Source organism: Polyangiaceae bacterium (genome assembly GCA_015075635.1).
Lineage (GTDB): Bacteria > Myxococcota_A > Polyangia > Polyangiales > Polyangiaceae > JADJKB01.
The window spans coordinates 1-17,615 of record JABTUA010000002.1; the positions used below are offsets into that span (position 1 = coordinate 1).

A 17,615-nucleotide genomic window follows, 5' to 3' on the forward strand; every position below is an offset into this window, starting at 1 on the left:
CGGGGTGCCACCGTCACCCATCGCTGCCGAGCACCGCGCGCACGCGCGCGACCGCTTCCCCGAGGTCCCGGGCAACGAGCTCCGCCGGCAGCCGCAACACCCGCCACCCGCGGCGACCAAGCTCCCGGTCCCGGCGCGCATCGGCCGCACGCCGGCTGGCGTGGTACGCGCCATCGACCTCAATCACGACGCGCACGGAGGGCACGGCGAAGTCCGCGATGTACCGGCCGACGACGTACTGACGTCGGACGACCGCGCCCAGCTTCCCGCCACGCAGCTCCCGCCACAGCGCCTCCTCCGTGGGCGTCTGCGCAAAGCGCATGGCGCGCGCCCGAGCTTCGATGACTTGCGAGTGAGTGGTCTTCCAAGACAGCGACGCAGCAGGGTGTCGTGGTGCGTTACGACGGCCTGGCGGAAGAAGGGTCCGGGTCGTTCCACCCGGATCCGCGCGAACGTGGCGAGAAGCGTCCCACCATCACTATCGCGCGGCCTTTCTACGAAGCGGTCAATCGGCCCACGCGCAGCCGAAACGCGGGCGGCGCGCATCTTCCGCCACCGAATCTACTCGCCGAGACGTTCACGCTCGCTCACGAGTGCGGCCACTTTCTCTCGTGGCGCGAGAGGGCGCCACGTGATGAGTGGACAGCGTACTACATCGCTGCGAAGGCGCGCGATGACGCGTGGTCGCAACTCCCCGATGACCTGCCCCCACCCGAGTACAACGAAAGGCTTCGCTCGTCCGCCAAGGAGCAACTGACCGCTGACCAGATCGACCTTATTCTCGCTGAAGAAGCACGCGCATGGGCGATTGGCCGCGAACTCCTGGAGTCTTTGGGGTTTGAGGACTTACCGGCGTACGACGAGAGGACGATCAGAGGCCTACACGACCATCGATACCGACTTGGTCTCGACGAGCTTTGGGACGACGACCTTCGTTTCGATTAGGTCGAACCCGGCGACCGTGCCGATGGGACCACGGGATAACTCACGTTGCACCCGCCGAACGCCAGTCTTGCCGACTTCACCGTCCGTTCCGCTTCCGCGGGCGAACATTCTGATACGGCACTCGCCCGCGTGAGTGGCGCCTTGCCGACTGACGACTTGACGCTCGGCGTTCGCGGGTGAACGTGTGTCTCGTTATACAGCCGCACTTTTGCGCGCTGTTGCAGCGCCGCCAAGACCACGGCGCCTCGCTGACGGTTAAAGTCCGAAAGTCACTCACGCGTTCCCACGCGTCCCGCGCACCCCGGAGCTCGTGCCGCTGGAAGCGGCGCCACCGGCAGCGAACCGGCGCTGCTCGCGGTCCACGGCGCTTTCGCCAGAATCACCGTCAGGAACCGACAATGCACAGAACTTCACCGCCGATTTTCAACGCTGTCTAACTCGACGTTGCACCCACCGAACGCCGGCCATGCCGAGTTTCACCGTCCGTTCCGCGCCGGCGGGCGACCACTCTGTCTTCGGCACTCGCCCGCCTCTGCAGCGCCCCGCGCTCTGCTACCATGATCTCCGGCGTTCGCGGGTGAACGCCGTTCGTTAGCCAGCCTTCGACGACACAATGCCTCTCTCGCGTTACGACCGGATCGACACGGTGTCCACGCCGCTCGACCCGTTGGCGGCTGCGCTCAACTGGATCCGCGGACTGCGCAGCGTGGGGCTTTGCTCTGACCTCCTGAAAGAGCGTCACGGGTTCGTCGGGTCTACCGTGACGACCGATGCGGCAAGAGCCATGGCCGCACACGCGGAAGTGGCCGTCGCACTCATTGAACAAGCGCTTTCGGGGCCGGCGCATGTTTCCTACATTGCCGCGTATTACGGCCTCCTCGACCTTGCTAAAATCGTGATTGTGGCCTCGGGTGGGCTCGCGGAACTTCAAAAGGAGAAATGGCACGGCATGTCCTGGAGCGGCATCCAGACCGCAGTGCAGGACCTGCAGACAGATCACATCACACTCCAAGGTCGGGGTGCCGGAGCGCTGTTCTACAAGGCGCTCACCGGGAAGCGCTGGACGACGCCGAACCGCAAGTCCCGCAGACTCGCCATGCGAGACGTCTACCCGTACATTCAGTGCGTCTCTTTCGAGTACGCCCAAGTCTACGGCGTGCAACGACTCGCGCCGCTTGCCTCCGAGTTTCAGCCCACCGGGAAGAACGTCGGCCGTGCGCGCCTCACCTTCTATGGGCAGCCCTCACCGGCCACGCATGGCAGGAACCACTTCAAGCTTCTCGCCGGATTGAAGAAGGAAAGCGATACGACCTACGTTTCCGAATTGGTCACCGGATCGTCCTCTGATGAGCTCCTTCTTCGTGCGGCGCAGCGCATTCAGCGCCGCTATCTGCTCTACCCGCATGCCGGCCGCGCTCCCCTCGGTGGCTTCGCACCCCGCGTGTCCTCGACGCTGCCGATGCAGCCGACCGTCGACTTTGCCGCCTTCCTCACTCCCGTCAGCATGGGTGTTCGGGTAAGCGGAATCCTGGATCATTCCGATCGCTTGCGCGCGTGATCCACCGTTCGCGCGGTGCGCGGAGTTGTGGAAACGGGGCAAGCGTGCGACCTCGCGGTTGCGACACAGCTCGGAGGACGCATGCCCCGCTCGCCATCGGTACCGATTCACCGCACGCTCCGCAAGTTCCTTCCGCCGTCGCTCGTCGAAGCGAGCGCTCGGGCGACGGGCGCGTTCCAGCGCGTCCGGAAGGTCGACGCCTACGCCCTGGTCTGGAGCCTTATCCTCGGCTTTTCCGCCGGGAAAGTCCGGACCATCGCGGGCCTGCGTCGCGTCTACGAGAGGGTCTCGCGGACCACGCTGGAGGAGAGCAGCTTCTACTGCCGGTTCACGCCGGCGCTGGTGAGGCTGCTCCGGCAGCTGCTCGACGGCGTGCTCCAGCAGTCCTGGGGGCTGAGCCGGCCCGCATCTGGGCGGCTCAATCAGTTCCGCGACATCCTGATCGCGGACTCGACGGTCATCCGCCTGCACGAGCTGCTGGCCAAGGCGTTTCCGGCCTGCCGCACCAACCACACCCGGGCTGCCGCGAAGGTGCATGTGGTGATGTGCGTGGCGGGGGCTGGCAAGCAGACCGTCAAGGTGACCGCCGAGCGCCGCCATGATCGCCGTGCCCTCGTCCTCGGCCCGTGGGCTCGCGGCAAGTTGTTGCTCTTCGACCTCGGCTACTTCGACTTCCGCCTCTTCCGCCGGCTCGACGAGATCCGTGGCTACTTCGTGTCCCGGCTCAAGCGCAGCTCCAACCCGGTCATCGTTGCTCAGAATCGACGCTGGCGCGGCCGGTCGGTCGCCGTCGTCGGGCAGTGCATCTGGGATGTCGTCGACCGCCTGCAGCGCGAGGAACTCGACGTCACCGTACAGGTTCGCTCCCGCCATCGCGTCTACGCCGGGCGCTGCTCCAGCGAGGTCCGCACCTTCCGTGTCGTCGGCGTGCGGGACGAAGCCTCCGGCGAGTACCACCTGTACATCACCAACATCGGCGTCGAGGCGCTCCAGCCGGCCGATATCGCCCGCGTGTACGCCGTCCGCTGGGAAGTCGAGTTGCTCTTCAAGGAGCTGAAGTCGCACTACCGGCTCGACCAGATCCCGAGCCGAAAGCGCGCCGTCGTAGAGGCCATGCTCTACGCCGCTCTTCTCTCGCTGGCCGCGAGCCGAGCGCTCCTTCACGCCTTGCGCAGCGCGGTCCGCCCGGGATTCCTTCTCCCGGCACGACGCTGGAGCGTGCTCATGAGCCAGCACGCAACCGACCTGCTCGCCGTCGTCATCGAAGGCCGCGACGACCCAGTCTTGCTCGACCTGCTGCTCCACGAGGCCCCAGACCCGAACCGTCGTCGCCTTCACCTGCTTCAGTCCGTCGAGCGCCGTGCACATGCCTATCGAGCCCCCGGAAACTCAGCGAGTTCACGTCGTGCAGCGGCCTAAGCGATCACCGATGCTCCCGTCAGCAATTCCACGCTTCTCTTGCCGGAGGAAATCCCAATCTTCCTTGCGTTTTTTCACCTTGGGAACGTGGTCCGATACGACCCCGCTCGATTGGCACGGCTGCGCGACTCGCGTGCCTGCTCAATCGTTGACGCGCTCCTCGTTGAAGGAGTCTTCGCTTTCGCGGTCAGGATTTGGTCGTTCCTACAGCAGTCAGAACATCTCATGCATCGTTGAGCAGCTGGCTAACTCACGTTGCACCCGCCGAACGCCGGTCTTGCCGACTTCACCGTCCGTTCCGCCTCCGCGGGCGACCACTCTGATGCGGCACTCGCCCGCGTCTGTCCCGCCTTGCCGACTGACGACTTGACGCTCGGCGTTCGCGGGTGAACGTGTGTCTCGTTATCCGGAGACGAGCGACATGCCCATCGTTGCTCTCGCCATCGTCGGACTGCTTGGAATTGTCGGCGGGTTCGTAGCTTCGCGGGTCGGCAGGTCGCGGAGTGCCGCGGACCCCTCAAGCGCGTTCACAAGGTGGTGGAGGATTGCGCGCTGGATCGGCCTAGCCCTTGCTGTTGCGTCATGGCCCCTGACCGGTTTCATGGCGTACCCCTACGCCGGCGCAAACGGCAGACCCGGCCACGTCGCCGGCATCCCCTTCATGGCCGCGTACTTCGACGACCAGGGTCGCGACTACGTTGGGACCCAGACGATGGTGGCGGTCTTAGCCAACGCCGTCTTTTGGTATCTGTTCCCGCGTCTTGTGGTCGTGGTGACCGATACTGTTCGCCAACGGCGCCAGCGCGCGCGTGCGACTGCGAACTGACCCGCTCCGCGTCCCGCATAACTGGACGTTGCACCCGCCGAACGCCGGCCACGCGAGCTTCACCGTCCGTTCCGCGCCCGCGGGCGACCACTCTGTCTTCGGCACTCGCCCGCCTCTGCAGCGCCTCGCGCTCTGCTACGATGATCTCCGGCGTTCGCGGGTGAACGCCACTCCCGTTATACGGCCAGCTCCATGAGACTTCGGGACAGTTTCGCGATCGCATTCCTTGGCGCGCTCGCGTTTGGCGCGTGTTCGAGTTCCACCGACGACGGTGCGCCGAGCGATGCTGCGAGCGACGCTGGGCTCGACGCAAAGGACTCCTCGACGGGTTGTCCCTCGCCGATGGAGCCACCCCCGAAAGATGGCGCGCCATGCGCGACCCCCGGTCTGGTCTGCGACGTTGGATCTTTGAGCTGCTGGGTCAAGGTCACTTGCCAGTCCGACAACTACTGGCACGTGACATGCGGGAACTTCTTTCCTGACGGCGGACCTTGTTGCTAGCGCGTCTGCTCCGAGACTGCCGTCTAACTCGCGTTTGACCCGCCGAGCGCCGGCCTTGGCTCCATCACCGTCCGTCCCGCGCCCGCGGGCGACACACTGATGCGGCACGCGCCCGCGTGCGTTCACGCCTTGCTGTCTGATACGATGGGCCACGGCGCTCGCGGGTCAACGCGTGTGCCGTTATGCAGTCAGAGCCACGCGAGGCGACCCTCGTTAGCACTCGTTCGCGCAGGCCGAAGTCGCGCAGGCGTTGAGCGCTTCGTCAGCCTTTCCCAGCTTGCCAAGACACGCGCCCTCGCATGCAATCGAGTCACACGGCTGCTCGCACTCCATCAAGGTCTTGAACTCGGGACTCTGAAACAGCGAGGACCACTCCGGGCAGCACTTCTCGGCTCGGCAAACATCGCACGCGGCGTACTCCGCGGTGGGCAAGCAGATAGCGCACGCCCAAAACGCGATGTACTCGTTGACGGTCACCCACCCGAAAACCGGACGCCGGCTGTACGCCCGCGACTACGGTCTGCGGGCGTTTAGGCTAAGCTGATTGAAGACCGAGCAGATGCGCCAAAAGCCCTTGCGGTGCCGCGGGCTCAAAGGCGCGTCTGCTCGATCCCTGCGCTGCGCTGATCGATTCGGGTGTACCGCCGCGCGTCGATTCGGGTGTACCGCCGCGCGTGAACAGGAAGGCGAGCACGCAGTCCTGGTCTGCGCCGATCGTAACCCCCTTACCCACCTCGGGTGGTTCTACGACCAACCCAGGGACGGAGGGGCGCGTTCGTGCGCTCGTGTTGCCGAACACGCCCGCGAGCAAGTTCATCGCCGCGCGGATGGAATAGTTCAAGAGCCCGCTCGTCACGATCGGCGTGGGAGCTCGACCCGCCCTTTGCGTGCGGAGACGCCTTGACGTTCCGCCGATCGCCTTGAACCATCCACGAGGATGAGCGCACTCACCGGCTTACTTCTTGGTGCTGGCTTTTCGTGCGAGGCTGGGATGCCGCTCGTGTGGGAGCTGACCGATGAGCTTCGCCGTTGGCTCACCCCCGAGAAGTTCAGGTCGTTCAACGAGCGCTGGAAAACCCAAGGCAACGGCCACACGGAAGCCGTGACGAACGACATCTGCCGCGTTCTCACACGGCCGGACATGCACTACGAGGCCATACTCGGCTACCTGGAGGCCCAGCATCAACGGCCCGGTCCGCTTCCCATGCAGCGGGAGTACCACCACGCCTACTCGTGGCTCGTGGAGATCGTCTACCACGTGCTCCACCTGAGACACGTCAACAACGTCAGCAAGATAGCCGAATGGATCCGGGTTCTCGACGGGATCGCCGTCTTGGCCGAGCAGAATACCCCGCTTTGGATCTTTTCACTGAACCACGACCTGATCGTCGAAGCGTTGTGTGCCAGACATCAGCTCGCCCTGAACTGTGGCTTTCCCGACGGCGTCATCCACCTACCTCGACGCGATCGGCATGGGCGTAGGATCGGCGACCTGCTTGCCGAGGTCGTGCTGCAAGATCACATCGACCAAGGTCAGCGCGGCTTCATCGAACTCGGCAAGCCCGGGATTAACCTCTTGAAGGTCCACGGTTCGCTCGATGTGTTCGCTTTTCGGGACGGCAAAAATCTGCTCCGCGTCCTACCCAGCGATCCGAGCGTCGCCGCGGTGTTCGAGGCCCTTCAGGTGGCGAACACTGAGTTGCTGTACGCGGACTCGTACGTCAACGGGAGTGTGAAGCCGACGAACGAGATCGCCTACGCGGACGAGGTCGGCGAGATGCAGTTCCTGCGACGTACGCTTCTCTCCGGGGCCTACAAGTTCGACCCTCATCGCGACCAAGTTCTCCCAAAACCTGTTCTCGACCATTTCCGCTACAACCTGAACCGACTTACCGAACTCATCGCAATCGGCTACAGCTTCGGAGACCTGCACATCAACACCGTTGTCCGCGAATGGCTTGAGCGGGGGCCGCATCGGACGATCCAGGTCATCGATCCCGGCATGGGCTCAATCCCAAGTTCGCTGCTCCACCTCGCACCGCAGGTCACAATGATCGCTGAGACGGCGGTGGACTATCTTGATCGGATCGCGGATATCCGCAGGACACGGTTGGATGCTGTCCAGCGGCGGTTCGCTGCCTGGGCTCGGAAGCAGCCCGTCGAAGAGGGGCAGGCGCAGTTCGCGGCGTACCACAACGAGTACCTGGAGAACTTGCTTCATCGTATTGTCGAGCGAATTGCGAGCGAAGGCGAGGCTGGGCTGCGGGCGCACGACGGTACTCCAGAGGAGTACGCCATGCGTATGATCTCCGACGCTGGTGTGACGTGGTCGCGTTCATGGACGCCCGGCCGATACGTCCCGGCCACGTGCTGATCATCCCGCGCCTCCATGACCCCGACCTTCTTGACCTAGACGGCCCGGCTCATTCGAGGGTGTTCGAGGTTGTGACGTGCCCCCCGAAAACTGGACCAGTTGATTCGTGAGTCCTTATTGAAGGACATCATGAGGAAGAGCAAGTTTTCGGAGCAGCAAATCATCGCAGCACTGAAGCAGGTCGACGCCGGCGCGAAGGTCGGGACGGTCGTGCGCAAGCTCGGTGTGACCGAGCAGACTTTCTACCGCTGGAAGGCGAAGTACGCGGGCATGACGGTCAGCGACGCAAAACGGCTTCGCGAGCTCGAGGACGAGAATCGGCGCCTGAAGAAGATGGTGGCTGAGCAAGCCCTCGACATCGAGATGTTGCGCGACGTCTCTACAAAAAAATGGTGAGGCCCGCGGCAAAGCGCTGCGCCGTGCGCTACATGACAGAGCGCTCCAAAAGTGAGCGTGCGACGCGCCTGTCGTGCGCTCGGGCTTTCGCGCTCGACGTGTCTGTACACGGCGCGCCGCGTTCGGCCGACAAAGCTCGTGGAGAAGCTCAGACAGCTCGCAGCAGAGTTGCCGCGCTACGGCTACCGGCGGCTGCACTGGCGCCTCGGCCGCGAGGGCCACCAGGTCAACCACAAGCGCGTGTACCGGCTCTACCGCGAGGAGGGCCTGGCCGTCAGGAAGCGCAAGCGCAAGCGGTTCGCCGCCGGGCAGCGCGTGCCCATCGAGACGCCTCGCTCGCCCAACCAGACTTGGTCGATGGACTTCGTGCACGACCAGCTCGCCGACGGGCGTCGCTTCCGAGCACTCGCCATCGTCGACAACTGCACCCGGGAGTCCATCGCCATCGAGGTCGACTTCTCCCTGCCTAGCTTCCGCGTGGCCCGCGTGCTCGAGCGCCTGGCCGAACGCGCGGCCTGCCGAAGACCATCATCGTCGACAACGGGCCGGAGTTCGCGGGTCCGGAACTCGACCGCTGGGCGTACCGGCGCGGAGTGCGCATTCACTTCATCCGTCCGGGGAAGCCCATCGAGAACGCCTTCGCCGAGAGCTTCAACGGCCGCCTTCGAGACGAGTGCCTCAACCAGCACTGGTTCACGGGCATCGAAGACGCTCGGATGAAGATCGAGAATTGGAGGAACGAATACAACACGGAGAGACCACACAGCTCACTCGGCAACTTGACGCCGAAGGAGTTCGCATTGAACACCCGAACCGGACTCACACTACGAGTGGCCTAGAGTCGGGGGGCACGTCAAAGGCGGCGGCGTACGACAACTGCGCTTTGGTGCATCGGCGGCTCGACGATGTGACGAGTCCGGAGCGTGTCCGCGCCGGTACGCCGCCGGCATATCGAAGCACGTACGCAAGGGTCCATGCGTCTCCCACTTGTTGACACTTTCTGCAAGGTCGTTCCATGGTGTTATCCTTCAGTGTCCACTGTACTCACCGTTCGCACGCCTCGGTTCTGGCGCGATTGCCTTCCAGTTCTTGTGCCATTGACCCTCCTGCCCTGGTTCTGTGTCGCATGGGGGAACTACACAGACACGTTTCTGTTCCGGGACCCTGCCATGTTCCAGTACGTGGCGTGGTGCATGCGAAAGGGCGAGCGTATCTACGACACCATCGCGACACCGGATGGCCCGCTGATCTATATGATTCACGCAACGCTGCAGCTCTTCGCGAAAACGAGCGAGAAGGCTTTTCGCAAAGCGGATTTGATTTTTCATCTCGTCGTTGCGTTTGGCACCGGAGCACTGCTCTCCCCGCGCGGCGCGCTCGTGCGCTGGACCGCGCCTGTGGTCTGGGGGCTGTTTCACGCTTCTGTCTGGCTCGCTTTCCTCTTCAGCTTCGATTTCGGCGGGTCGGTACAGCGCGAGGAGTACTACGTCCTGCTCGGCATGGCGGGCCTCGCGCTCCTTTTCCGGTGTGCGGACAAGTCCACGGGCGCTGCTACCATCATGCTTCTGGGGGGCGGCTTCCTGACCGCCCTTCAGATGTTTGGCAAGCATTCGGGTGTGCTCTACCCGGCCCTCGGCTTGTCCATTCTCCTGCTGCAGAGCGACAGCCCAGGATTTACACGCAAGCGACGCGTGTTCTACTTCGGGATCGGAGTGCTGTCGGCGCTAGTCTTGGTGCTGCTCTTCATCGCCATCTTCGGAAGTCTCTCCGGATTCTGGTTCTGGTATTTCCGCTACGCTTTTACGGTGTATCGGCATTGGTTCGCGGTCCAACTCAGCGAAGTGCTCGCGGCCAGATCGGACTTCGGACTCACCGCGGTGACGCTGCTCGTGGGCGGAGGCGCCGCAGTCGGGGTGCAGCTAGTCCGCCGCGACGTGCTTCCTTTCGCCGTCGCGCCGTCGCTCCAATTCGCGCTTGCCGTCATCCAAGCCAAGGGCTGGAGCTATCAATTCTCCATCGTGGTCGGCAGCGCGGTCGTCTTCTTCACGGTGGCGCTAGCAGCAGTGTGGGATGAGCCGCGCGCTTCGACCAGGTGGAGCGCCGCTCGAAAGCTAGGTGCCGTCGGGTTGCTTCTCTTTGTCGGTACCCGGGCGTTCGAAATGGTGCAGAGGAGCTACTGGTTGAAGGAGGACAAGCAGCTCAAAGCACTACCCGAGATCAATGATCCCCGGCGCATTGCGGAGGTGCTGCGCAGCAAGACGAGAGCGGACGACCGCCTCTTCTTCTACGGCCGGGACATCATCCTGGGGTTCCTCGCTCAGCGGCTCCCAGCGACGCCATACGAGGTTGCATGGTTGCTCAATTACCGCGGTGCACTCGAGCCGGGCGGCGCGTACACGCAAGTGAGTCCTCAACAGCGCGCGGAAATCATCGCGCTCCAGAAGGTGGTCCAAGACGATGCTTGCCGGCGTCTCCGCGCGAGTCATCCGGCGGCCATGGTGTTCATGGATGAACTGCCCGAGTCGGGCCCTGATGGTCTGCAGGAGGTGGCGCGATTCTGCCCTGAGGTGCTTGGTATGCTCGAGACGGAGTACCGTCTGGCCGCCCACAACGGATCAGTGCGCCTCTACTTGCGGAACGACCGCCCGTAGGCTCCGCCGCCAGGGAGGAAGAACCCGGAGGACCCGCTCGGCGAAGGGGGTCTTCTCTGGCAGCTCACGGCCCGCCTGGTCGAGAAGGCGTTTCAGCCACCTCGGGTGCGACGCCGGTCATGCGCGGCCGGAGGGGCCAGCAATGGTCGGAACGGCTACTCCAGCAAGACGCTGCCCACCGTGACCGATCAGCGACGCCGGGATGCGCGGCGGGTGGAATCGTGCGTGGGGCTCAGCCGAGGGTCTTCTTGAACGCGGCGGGGGTCAGGGCCTCGAGCGGCAGCGCGAAGACATCGCGGTGGGTCCCGAGGCGCTCGAAGGCCCAGGTGAGATAGGCCTGCGCAGGGACACCTAGAGCTCGACAGGTGGCGATGATGCCGAGGAGCACGCAAGCACGGTGGGCGCCTTCCGTGCTGCCGGCGAAGAGCATGTTGAGGCGCAGCTTGGCGACGTTCTGAAACTCGCGCTCGGTGGGAGAGTTGTCGATGGGGACCAGCGGGTCGTCGACGAAACGGAAGAGCGCGTCCCGATGGTTCTTGTAGTACCGAATCGCCGCCGCCAGCGGCTCGGAGGGCAAGAGCGTCGGCTCGACGGCGTCGCGCCAGCGCTCGAAGTCCTGGACGATGGGGCGAATGCACCGCTGGCGATGTTCTCTGAGCGCCTCTCCGACCAGGCCGAGCTTCTGCGCCTCTCCCTCTTCGCCGTAGATCGCGCCCAGGAAGGCGCCGCCTTCGAGAGCGAGCACCGGCTGGGTGTCTTCTGCGTCACGGAACTTGCGACGGCCGTGGGCGTTGCACCCGGCCTCGAGCACGCGGCCTGAAGCGAAGACGTCGTTGAAGCGATGCTCGGCATCGGCGGTGAGGGTACCTCGGAAGGGTCTGAGCTTCGCGGCGACGACCTCGCCGCTCTTGTCGGGCTCGTACTGAAAGACCGCGACGTCGTGGTTGCGGTAGAGCTCCACGTAACCGTTGTGCGCAGCGGGAAGCTTCTTGATGATGACCTTCAACCCGGTGCCGTCGGTAGCCATCCAGGAGCCGGCGAGCAGCTGCTTCCAGTGCAAACCGTCGATGCCCGACAGCAGGTCGGCAGCGCGCTCGATGAAGGTCACCAGCGTGCTCATCGCGATCGGGACTCCGCGCTCGGCGAGGTCGCGCCGGATGCGGTCGAGCGGCGTGAGCAGCCAGAACTTCTGGTACACGAGCCACGCGAGCCACTCGCAGGTGACCTTGGAGCGCTCGTAAGGGGCAGGCAGAGAGCGCAGCGTCGTGCGCTCGCCACACTCGCGACAGCGACACGTGTAGCGACGAACGACGCGCCGGCGCTGGTGTTCCTTGACGACGTGGAGCTTCTCCTCGACGAGCTCGTCGACGACGTCCAGGGCAGCTCCGCCGCACTCGCCGCACGCATCGGGGCGGAGCTCGTGCTCTTCGGCTTCGAGGTGGCTGGGGATCGGCTTGCGCCCCGTTGGCCTCGCCTTCTTCTTCGGCGGAGGCTCGGCGGCAGGCTTGTCCGGGGCCTTGGGCCGCTCCTCGAAAGCACGCTGGGCTTCTCCCTCGACGACGGGCGGGGCAGCGGCTGGCGCTGCAGCGCCGGGAGCAGGAGCCTTTCGCTGCTTGCGCTGCGCTACCGCGAGCAGCTCCGAGACGCGATCGTTGAGCCGTGCCAGCTCGGTGAGGAGCTGCGCGACTTGCGCACGGAGCTCGGCGTTCTCCTTGCGCAGCGCTTCCAGCCCGTCCACAGACGAGTAGAGATCATACTTGGAGATCCGTGTCGATCCCCTTGCGTGCTTTTTCGAATCGAGGCCGCCGGTACCAGCCGCGCCGCGCCGCTGTGAAGTCGATCCCAGCCAGCAGCGAGGCGAACGCCGAGCCGTCGATCACCACCTGCGGCTTGTCGCCGTCCAGCAGCGGAAGCTGAAAGCTCCCAGCCTCGAGGCGCTTGGCGAGAACACACCAGCCCGACCCGTCGAACCACAGAGCCTTCGCGATCCGCCTGCGCTTGTTGAGGAAGAGATACAGGTGGCCATCGACTGGATCGAGCCCCAGGCCGCGCACAGCGCCGGCGAGGGCGTCGAAGGAGCCGCGCATGTCGAGTGGGGCCACCGCCACGAACACGCGCACCGTCGGAGGTAGGCTCAGCACGAGCGCAAAGCCTCGAGTACCCGGTGCAGCGTCTCGACCGAAACGTCGTCACCGAACTCCACCCGAGCCCTGGCAACCTCGAGAACGTACCGGCCCCTCCCGGCCACGGCGATGCTCGGCGAAGCGGGAACAAGCTCGACCAACGCGTGCGCCGTCGCTGCCGCCTTCGACTTTCGCCGTCGCGGCTGAGCGCTCGCTCCCCGCCGTTCGAGATTCACCCGCCACGCGTTCAGAGACCGCCCGTCGATGTCGTGCGCCCGCGCCCACTCCCCGGCGCTCAGGCCCTTCCGCTTCGCCGCGAGCAGGCACCGCCGCGCCTCCGCCTCGTCCTCGATCTTCCGTCCATTTGCCACTGATGACCTCCGCGTCGAAGCCGAGCCTGGCGGCCACGTCCGCGGAAATCATCCCGGTGTCGCTGATGGGTCACTGCCCACCGACCAAGGGGAAGTCAGGGTGGACGTGCCTCGGGACCGCGAGGGCAGCTTCGAGCCCCAGCTGGTCCGCAAGCGGGAGCGCCGGCTGACCGGCTTCGACGACCGCATCCTGGCCCTCTACGCCCGCGGGATGAGCGTCTGGGACATCAAGGGGCACCTGCACGAGATGTGCGGCGTCGAGGTGGAATTCCCCCGGTTCCGTGGACAGCATGACTATGCCGCAAGTGCAGTGGGTTGTGTTGCCTGATTCTCGAAGTCGATTGGGCTGAGGTAGCCGAGAGTCGAATGGCGGCGATGGCGATTGTAGAAGGCCTCGACGTACTCGAAGACGGCCGCCTTCGCCTGCGAGCGCGTTGCGAAGTTCTCGCGATGCACGAGCTCAACCTTCAGCGTGGCGAAGAAGCTCTCGGCCACAGCGTTGTCCCAGCAATCGCCTTTGCGGCTCATGCTGCACACGAGGCCGCGCTGACGAAGAGCTCGTTGGTAGTCAGCGCTGGCGTACTGGCAACCGCGGTCCGAGTGGTGAAGCAGCCCAGCCTCCGGCCGGCGGTGCGTGAGCGCCATGTCCAGCGCGTCCAGGGTGAGCTGCCGCGTCAGCCGCTCGCCCATCGCCCAGCCAACGACTCGGCGGGAGTAGAGGTCGAGAATCGCCGCGAGGAAGAGCCACCCCTCCTCGGTCGCGATGTACGTGATGCCCGTGACCCACACCTTGTTCGGAGCGTCGGCGCTGATGTCGCGCTCCAGGAGGTTCGGCGCAACGGGGAGTGCGTGATCGGAATTCGTCGTGGTTCGAAATCGACGCCGAAGCGTGACTTTGATGCTGTTTTCTCGCATCACTCGTTCGACGCGCTTGACGCCAACGTCGTGCCCTCGGGCGACGAGCTCGGCATGCACGCGCGGACTGCCGTACGTTCCGCGGCTCTCCTGGTGAATGGCCGCCGCCTCCAGCGCGAGCCGCTCGTCCTCGACGGAGCGCTTCGACCGTGGCCGTTTCAGCCAGGCGTAGAAGCCGCTCCGAGACACCTCGAGAACGTGACACATGAGGCTCACGGGGAAGCTGGCCTTCTCCTCGCGGATGAATTCGAATCTCACGAATTCTCCTTCGCGAAGAAGGCCGTGGCTTTTTTTAGGATCTCGCGCTCCATCTGCAGGCGCTTGTTCTCGCGTCGAAGTCGTTGCAGCTCGGCGCGTTCGTCCTCGGTGACAGCGCCCTCTGGCTGCTCGAAGGCCCAGCTCGCTTCACCCAATCACGAAGCGCGGTCTCGGTGAGGTCAAGGTCCTGTGCCACCTGCGCGATGGTCCGGTCGCCTGCACGACAGCGCGTAGGAGTTTCCATCTGTCAAAACCCACCGAGTCCAAGATACGCGGCGGCGGAGCTCGGGTCGAGTGCTGCCCGCGAACCCTCGCGCGGCGGGCGTCCGACGCAGCTCGGCAGAGATTCTCCGCGTCGCCGGCTGCGCAGGGCACAGCTCCGCCTTCGGCGAGGCGCTCACCGACGTCTCACTCCTTCCCGAACCCCAACATCAACTGCTCGGGCACGCTAACGCCGACACGGGTCGCAGGCGGGGCCCTCGGGCCGAGGCCATGCTCCGCGAGCAGGCGGGTGATCTGGGCGCGGGTGTTGGCGACCTCGGCCCAGCGCATGGGCCCCGAGCAGCGCGGGCAGGTCTCCACGTCGGCGGCGAAGACGTGAGCGAGGAGCCAGGCCCACCGCTTTCGGGGTGCGGGCGCGTCGTCCGTGTCGCCGATCAGCTCGAGCTGATCGCCGCGAGCAGGCGGGGGCTTGTTCGCGGTCGCGTCGTCGAGCGCGGGCGTGGGCACGACGAGACGCCGGCGCGAGGAGTGGCTCGAGAGTACGCCGAAGTACCGGAGCAAGTGGAATCGCGGCGGGGGCACAGCAGCGACGAGCCGCGGGATGAGGTCAGCTGGCTCGAACACGAGCGCTCGCGTGCCGTCGCGCCACACCTTCTTGAACGTCAGCTCGAGCTTGCCGTCCGCGCGGCGCTCGAGGCGGTCCTGCGCGACGGGGGGGCGCGTGATGTACTTGCAGAGCCGCTCCACGCGACGGCGGTCCCGCCCGTCCACGACCTGCACGGCGTGGATGTTGATACCGCGCACCTCTGCGATGGGCTGGTCGGTCGCATCGACGGCGCGGGGGCGCGCGGGTGGGTCGGGCGAGGCGATGAGGCGAAGCGGCGGCTGGCCAGCGCGGTCGCCGCTCACGGAGAGGCCCTGCGCGGCGGCGGCGTAGCAGGCGGCCAGGCCAGGCTCGTCGAGGGCGAGCTCTGGTGGCGTGTCCTCGACGAGCTCGGGGTCGAGGCTCTTGCCGTGCGCTCGGAGGAGCTTCTCGACGCGAGCGGCGGTGCGCGCGGCCACCTCGGCGATGTCGGTTCGCGTGGGCGTGTCGAGCTCGCGAAACTCGAGCGGCGAGCGCGGGTCGTCGTTCTCGTGAACGTAAACGCCGTCGAGCACCAGCGAGTGGAAGTGGACGTTCAGGCGCAGCGCGCTGTCCGTCCTCTGCACCGCGGCCACGCCGCCCGTGTGCGCGTCTGCGACGCTCGCTAGCCCGAGCTGGCGCTTCGCTCGCCAGCGCAGTGAGCGGTCCACCTCTGCCATGAACGCGCTCACCACCTCGGCGCAGAGCTTCCGGTCGTAGCCGAGCAAGGCTCGCAGTCCCCAGGGCAGTGAGCAGATCCAATGGCGAATGGGCACGCGCGGCAGGACGCTCTGCTCCAAGTGGACGGCGGTGTCCGCCATCCGCCGACCGAGGCAGGAGGGGCAGAATCCGCGCTGTTTGCAGGAGAAGGCGACGAGCTCGGAGTAGCCGCACTCGCGACAGACCAGATGCAGACACCCGTGCTCGAGACGCCCGCAGCGAAGGTACTCCTCGAACTCCTTCACCACGAAGCGCGGCAGTCCGCCGTGCTCCTCCGCGCGCTCGAGGAACGCCGGCCAGTGCTCCGCCACCGTCTGGTAGAGCACGGTCCTCTCCGGCCGGTGGCGGAAGCGCGAGCGCTCGGGCTGTGCGAGCGCATGTGCAGGGTGGCCCACGCCACTGCCGCCTCAGCGAGCGGCGTGCCAGCCAGGTGAACCCAAAACCCCGCTGTTTCGCTCGCTCACAAGGTGGCGAAGTGGCGAACTCAGGTGGCGATCGACGCGCTTCGTGACACCCGGCGGGGTGCCACCGTCACCCATCGCTGCCGAGCACCGCGCGCACGCGCGCGACCGCTTCCCCGAGGTCCCGGGCAACGAGCTCCGCCGGCAGCCGCAACACCCGCCACCCGCGGCGACCAAGCTCCCGGTCCCGGCGCGCATCGGCCGCACGCCGGCTGGCGTGGTACGCGCCATCGACCTCAATCACGACGCGCACGGAGGGCACGGCGAAGTCCGCGATGTACCGGCCGACGACGTACTGACGTCGGACGACCGCGCCCAGCTTCCCGCCACGCAGCTCCCGCCACAGCGCCTCCTCCGTGGGCGTCTGCGCAAAGCGCATGGCGCGCGCCCGAGCTTCGATGACTTGCGAGTGAGTGGTCTTCCAAGACAGCGACGCAGCAGGGTGTCGTGGTGCGTTACGACGGCCTGGCGGAAGAAGGGTCCGGGTCGTTCCACCCGGATCCGCGCGAACGTGGCGAGAAGCGTCCCACCATCACTATCGCGCGGCCTTTCTACGAAGCGGTCAATCGGCCCACGCGCAGCCGAAACGCGGGCGGCGCGCATCTTCCGCCACCGAATCTACTCGCCGAGACGTTCACGCTCGCTCACGAGTGCGGCCACTTTCTCTCGTGGCGCGAGAGGGCGCCACGTGATGAGTGGACAGCGTACTACATCGCTGCGAAGGCGCGCGATGACGCGTGGTCGCAACTCCCCGATGACCTGCCCCCACCCGAGTACAACGAAAGGCTTCGCTCGTCCGCCAAGGAGCAACTGACCGCTGACCAGATCGGTGGGCTGCGCACGGTGGGCTACGATGTGGCGCTGATCGGCCGCCATCCCGACACGGAGAAGCTAGTGAACCCGGGGTGCACGAAATGCCAGGCGATGTGGATCGACCTCGGCGCCCTGGCCCACGCAGCGCTGCCGCGCCCGGAATGGCGAACGCGTTTCGCCGTGCGCCCGTTCGACCACTCACTCCACTACTCCGCCTCACCGGACGCGCCTGGCGAGGTCGAGCTGGTGATCGAAGTGCGGCATCGCAGTGACTACGCGTGCGCCCTGGACGATTGTGAGGACGTGTGCCTGGGGCGCCTCATCGCCAACCTGAGATCGTTCGGGATCACCCAGGGCGCCCGCGCCCTGGGTCACGGCACCACGTAGACGACGCCGCACATGCCGCTCGGGGACGACGTGGCGCTCGCGTGGTCGGGCCA

At 65.7% G+C, this 17,615-nt stretch carries 17 protein-coding genes and 1 pseudogene; 10 read left to right on the top strand and 8 right to left on the bottom strand.

The features are described from left to right. Positions 1 to 13 precede the first annotated feature (13 nt). Complete coding sequence (locus HS104_16330) at positions 14 to 322, bottom strand: DUF559 domain-containing protein (protein MBE7481534.1); 309 nt, start codon at positions 320 to 322, stop codon at positions 14 to 16. A 68-nt stretch (positions 323 to 390) separates the two neighbouring features. Here HS104_16330 and HS104_16335 point away from each other — a divergent pair, with 68 nt between their 5' ends. The 4 genes from HS104_16335 to HS104_16350 all read left to right on the top strand — a co-directional run bounded on the left by HS104_16335 (position 391) and on the right by HS104_16350 (position 4,748). Then, complete coding sequence (locus tag HS104_16335; protein ID MBE7481535.1) at positions 391 to 945, top strand: hypothetical protein; 555 nt, start codon at positions 391 to 393, stop codon at positions 943 to 945. A 646-nt stretch (positions 946 to 1,591) separates the two neighbouring features. After that, complete coding sequence (locus HS104_16340) at positions 1,592 to 2,503, top strand: hypothetical protein (protein ID MBE7481536.1); 912 nt, start codon at positions 1,592 to 1,594, stop codon at positions 2,501 to 2,503. Between the two features lie 81 nt (positions 2,504 to 2,584). Beyond that, entirely contained in the window at positions 2,585 to 3,922 is a 1,338-nt protein-coding gene (locus HS104_16345; protein ID MBE7481537.1) for an IS4 family transposase, read from the top strand. Between the two features lie 421 nt (positions 3,923 to 4,343). Further along, positions 4,344 to 4,748, top strand: a complete 405-nt coding sequence (locus tag HS104_16350) for a hypothetical protein (protein MBE7481538.1) — start codon at positions 4,344 to 4,346, stop codon at positions 4,746 to 4,748. 1,036 nt (positions 4,749 to 5,784) lie between these two features. On the opposite strand, the gene HS104_16355 is transcribed toward HS104_16350, so the two are convergent. Continuing rightward, positions 5,785 to 6,090: a hypothetical protein gene (locus HS104_16355; GenBank protein MBE7481539.1), complete on the bottom strand. Its 306-nt coding sequence runs from the start codon at positions 6,088 to 6,090 to the stop codon at positions 5,785 to 5,787. A gap of 96 nt (positions 6,091 to 6,186) precedes the next feature. Between HS104_16355 and HS104_16360 the strand changes: the two genes are divergently transcribed. From HS104_16360 to HS104_16375, 4 genes and pseudogenes are all read left to right on the top strand, one after another. Beyond that, the gene (locus HS104_16360; protein MBE7481540.1) at positions 6,187 to 7,623 is read left to right on the top strand and encodes a hypothetical protein; all 1,437 of its coding nucleotides are present in this window, start codon (positions 6,187 to 6,189) and stop codon (positions 7,621 to 7,623) included. Next, positions 7,587 to 7,733: a hypothetical protein gene (locus HS104_16365; protein MBE7481541.1), complete on the top strand. Its 147-nt coding sequence runs from the start codon at positions 7,587 to 7,589 to the stop codon at positions 7,731 to 7,733. Before HS104_16360 ends, HS104_16365 begins: the two co-directional genes overlap by 37 nt. Before the next feature lie 19 nt (positions 7,734 to 7,752). Beyond that, positions 7,753 to 8,858: pseudogene (locus tag HS104_16370) on the top strand (IS3 family transposase). 330 nt (positions 8,859 to 9,188) lie between these two features. Continuing rightward, positions 9,189 to 10,670: a hypothetical protein gene (locus tag HS104_16375; GenBank protein ID MBE7481542.1), complete on the top strand. Its 1,482-nt coding sequence runs from the start codon at positions 9,189 to 9,191 to the stop codon at positions 10,668 to 10,670. 232 nt (positions 10,671 to 10,902) lie between these two features. On the opposite strand, the gene HS104_16380 is transcribed toward HS104_16375, so the two are convergent. Beyond that, positions 10,903 to 12,408, bottom strand: a complete 1,506-nt coding sequence (locus tag HS104_16380) for an IS66 family transposase (protein ID MBE7481543.1) — start codon at positions 12,406 to 12,408, stop codon at positions 10,903 to 10,905. Between the two features lie 13 nt (positions 12,409 to 12,421). Further along, positions 12,422 to 12,790: an IS66 family insertion sequence element accessory protein TnpB gene (gene tnpB, locus HS104_16385; GenBank protein ID MBE7481544.1), complete on the bottom strand. Its 369-nt coding sequence runs from the start codon at positions 12,788 to 12,790 to the stop codon at positions 12,422 to 12,424. 267 nt (positions 12,791 to 13,057) lie between these two features. Here tnpB and HS104_16390 point away from each other — a divergent pair, with 267 nt between their 5' ends. Beyond that, positions 13,058 to 13,492 carry a transposase gene (locus tag HS104_16390; protein MBE7481545.1) on the top strand — a complete coding sequence of 145 codons (435 nt, stop codon included), beginning with the start codon at positions 13,058 to 13,060 and terminating at the stop codon, positions 13,490 to 13,492. On the opposite strand, the gene HS104_16395 is transcribed toward HS104_16390, so the two are convergent. The 4 genes from HS104_16395 to HS104_16410 form a co-directional block, all read right to left on the bottom strand. Beyond that, positions 13,459 to 14,337, bottom strand: coding sequence for an IS3 family transposase (locus tag HS104_16395; protein MBE7481546.1), 879 nt, complete (start codon positions 14,335 to 14,337; stop codon positions 13,459 to 13,461). The genes HS104_16390 and HS104_16395 overlap by 34 nt on opposite strands. Next, entirely contained in the window at positions 14,334 to 14,492 is a 159-nt protein-coding gene (locus HS104_16400) for a hypothetical protein (protein ID MBE7481547.1), read from the bottom strand. Before HS104_16400 ends, HS104_16395 begins: the two co-directional genes overlap by 4 nt. 253 nt (positions 14,493 to 14,745) lie before the next feature. Continuing rightward, a complete protein-coding gene (locus HS104_16405) occupies positions 14,746 to 16,227 on the bottom strand; it encodes a transposase (protein MBE7481548.1) in 1,482 nt (493 codons plus the stop codon). A gap of 205 nt (positions 16,228 to 16,432) precedes the next feature. Continuing rightward, positions 16,433 to 16,741 carry a DUF559 domain-containing protein gene (locus HS104_16410; GenBank protein ID MBE7481549.1) on the bottom strand — a complete coding sequence of 103 codons (309 nt, stop codon included), beginning with the start codon at positions 16,739 to 16,741 and terminating at the stop codon, positions 16,433 to 16,435. A 68-nt stretch (positions 16,742 to 16,809) separates the two neighbouring features. On the opposite strand from HS104_16410, the gene HS104_16415 reads away from it, so the two are divergent. Further along, positions 16,810 to 17,562: a hypothetical protein gene (locus HS104_16415; GenBank protein ID MBE7481550.1), complete on the top strand. Its 753-nt coding sequence runs from the start codon at positions 16,810 to 16,812 to the stop codon at positions 17,560 to 17,562. Positions 17,563 to 17,615: the final 53 nt, after the last annotated feature.

Coding starts and splice junctions, on each gene's coding strand:
- HS104_16410 (MBE7481549.1), bottom strand. CDS start 16,741: ATGCGCTTTGCGCAGACGCCCACGGAGGAGGCGCTGTGGCGGGAGCTG.
- HS104_16330 (MBE7481534.1), bottom strand. CDS start 322: ATGCGCTTTGCGCAGACGCCCACGGAGGAGGCGCTGTGGCGGGAGCTG.
- HS104_16390 (MBE7481545.1), top strand. CDS start 13,058: ATGTCGTGCGCCCGCGCCCACTCCCCGGCGCTCAGGCCCTTCCGCTTC.
- HS104_16345 (MBE7481537.1), top strand. CDS start 2,585: ATGCCCCGCTCGCCATCGGTACCGATTCACCGCACGCTCCGCAAGTTC.
- HS104_16365 (MBE7481541.1), top strand. CDS start 7,587: ATGGACGCCCGGCCGATACGTCCCGGCCACGTGCTGATCATCCCGCGC.
- HS104_16375 (MBE7481542.1), top strand. CDS start 9,189: ATGTTCCAGTACGTGGCGTGGTGCATGCGAAAGGGCGAGCGTATCTAC.
- HS104_16350 (MBE7481538.1), top strand. CDS start 4,344: ATGCCCATCGTTGCTCTCGCCATCGTCGGACTGCTTGGAATTGTCGGC.
- HS104_16360 (MBE7481540.1), top strand. CDS start 6,187: ATGAGCGCACTCACCGGCTTACTTCTTGGTGCTGGCTTTTCGTGCGAG.